This is a genomic window from Pandoraea sp. NPDC090278 (assembly GCF_044772185.1).
In the GTDB taxonomy this organism is placed as follows: Bacteria; Pseudomonadota; Gammaproteobacteria; order Burkholderiales; family Burkholderiaceae; genus Pandoraea.
The window spans coordinates 1-1,366 of the sequence record NZ_JBIVYJ010000043.1 but is presented as its reverse complement, the minus strand read 5'-3'; the positions used below and the strand labels follow the sequence as shown (position 1 = coordinate 1,366).

The following is a 1,366-nucleotide window of genomic DNA, read 5'->3' as shown; positions in this document are numbered from 1 at the left end:
AAATCTATGGTCCTCCCCATTTTTGCAACCCTGATTCTCGATGTCGTTGTTGGCTTGCGTAAATCTATTCGGCGTCGTTGTAGGGACTGCTCCCCGCGCCACGATGAGATTCGCGCCTGACGATCCTTCAAAGTTGTGCGGCTTTGGAAAGCCTCTTTATTTGCCAGGTTTTTCGTCAGGCCGTTGTGCCGTTTACGTCATCAATTTTCAGTCGTCGCAAAACCTGTTGGGTGATCCGATAAAGCCAGGATAAGCGCTTGAGTTCACGTCATAGAGCGCGCCAATTCGGGGTCAAAAACAGTGTGTCGCGCGGTGATCGCCCATGCCGTTCGGGCAAGCTTGTTGGCTAGAGCACATGCGACAACGTTTGAATGTCGCCGCGTCAGCATCGCCCGAACCCATTCAGCCAGGCGACCGCTTTGTTTATCAACGTGTCGCATGTAGGCGCGAGCACACGAAACCAGCAATCGCCGGATGTTCTTGTCCCCGCGCCTGCTGATGCCGAGTAGGTTGGTTTTCCCACCGGTACTATATTGCCGGGGCACGAGTCCGATCGACGCAGCGAAATCGCGACTGCATCCGTATTGCTTTCCGTCCCCCATTTCAGCGGATAACACACTTGCAGTGATGGGGCCGACTCCCGGGATAGTCAGCAGACGCTGGCCAAGATCGTCCTCGGCAAGTTGACGTGCCATCTCTTTGTCAATTTCGCCAATTTGCTCACCGAGACATTGGAAATGGTCGCGCAGGCGTTCAATGATTGCCACCAAACGCGGCGGGAGCGCGTGCTCGGAGAGAATGGCCGGCAGACGTGTGATGGTAGCCTTGCCTACCGGCAGACTGACCCCGAATTCGAGCAAGAAGCCATGCATCTGATTGATCGTCTTGGTCCGATCACGGACGTACGATTCACGCACGCGATGCAATGCTGAAAGGGTCTGCTGGGATTCAGTCTTCGGCGTCACAAATCGCATGGCCGGTCGAGATGCGGCTTCACATATCGCCTCGGCATCCACGAAATCGTTCTTGTTACTTTTCACGAAGGGCCGCACGAACTGTGGGGAAATGAGCTTGACCTGATGGCCGAACGTAGTCAACTTGCGCGCCATGTGATGGGAGCCCGCACAGGCCTCCATTACCACTGTGCACGAATGAAACGTGTTGAAAAACTCGATCAGTTGCTTGCGCCCCAGCTTTTTGCGGAAGATCACTTTTCCTTTCCCATCTTGGCCGTGCAGGTGAAAAGTATGCTTGCCCAAATCGATTCCAACCAGCGTCACATCTTGCATGAAAGGTCTCCAGTTAGGGATTAACACCGCCAGCGTAGCGCATTCGGCGTGGCGGGGAGGACCATCTCATTAGTTGT

At 54.5% G+C, this 1,366-nt stretch carries 1 protein-coding gene; it reads right to left on the bottom strand.

The annotated features are described in order from the left end of the window. Positions 1 to 263: 263 nt before the first annotated feature. Positions 264 to 1,289, bottom strand: a complete 1,026-nt coding sequence (locus ACIQWO_RS27480; protein ID WP_402830870.1) for an IS110 family transposase — start codon at positions 1,287 to 1,289, stop codon at positions 264 to 266. Positions 1,290 to 1,366 lie beyond the last annotated feature (77 nt).